The sequence below is a fragment of the Brachyspira catarrhinii genome (assembly GCF_005518285.1).
Classification (GTDB): domain Bacteria; phylum Spirochaetota; class Brachyspiria; order Brachyspirales; family Brachyspiraceae; genus Brachyspira; species Brachyspira catarrhinii.
Genome location: NZ_SJDU01000629.1, coordinates 1 through 877, shown reverse-complemented (window position 1 = coordinate 877; position 877 = coordinate 1). Strand labels below are relative to the sequence as shown.

Below are 877 nucleotides of genomic sequence, written 5' to 3'. Positions count from 1 at the left end.
TCCCGGAGATTTCAGATATAGAGAATTTTATAGAGATATAGGATACGATTTGCCATTTGAATATATTAAAGATTTTATTCAAAGCAACGGTTTAAGAAAAAATACGGGAATAAAATATTATAGAATTACGGGGAAAGATTGTCCGAAAGAGCCTTATAATCCCGAAGCGGCTATGGATGCGGCGGGAGAACATTCGGGCAATTTCATGTTTAATAGAGAAAAACAGATTGAATATTTGGCTTCCGTTATGGACAGACCTCCGATAGTAGTCTCTCCTTACGATGCGGAACTGTTTGGGCATTGGTGGTATGAAGGACCTATGTTTATAGAATTCTTAATGAGGAAAATTCATTTCGACCAAAGCACGATTGAAACGATAACACCTAAAGAATATTTGGAAAGGCATCCCGTAAATCAAATTTCTATGCCTTCGATGTCGAGTTGGGGAGCGAACGGATACGGCGAAGTTTGGCTCAACGGAACTAACGGATGGATATACAGACATTTGCATAAAGCGGCGGAAAGAATGATTGAACTTGCCCACGATTATTATAACGAAACGGGACTTTACGAGAGAGCCTTGAATCAGGCGGCGAGAGAACTTTTGCTCGCTCAAAGCAGCGACTGGGCTTTTATAATGCATACGGGAACTATGGTTGAATACGCCGTTAATACGACAAAATTATATTTGAAAAGATTTACCGATTTGTATTACGCCATTAAAAACAGAGATTTAAACGAAGAATGGTTAAGCAAATTGGAATGGCGAGACGATATATTTCCAGAGATGGATTTTAGGATATATAATTAAATAAAGTAGAAAATTTATTTATATTTAAAATATTTAGCAAAATAAAGCCCCGTTATTATAACGAGG

1 protein-coding gene is annotated in these 877 nt (G+C 37.2%); it reads left to right on the top strand.

Translation table 11 applies throughout. From position 1 onward, the window contains the following. A partial coding sequence (locus tag EZH24_RS12730; RefSeq protein WP_137999407.1) for a 1,4-alpha-glucan branching protein domain-containing protein occupies positions 1–811 on the top strand: 811 nt, incomplete at its 5' end. Between the last annotated feature and the right edge of the window lie 66 nt (positions 812–877).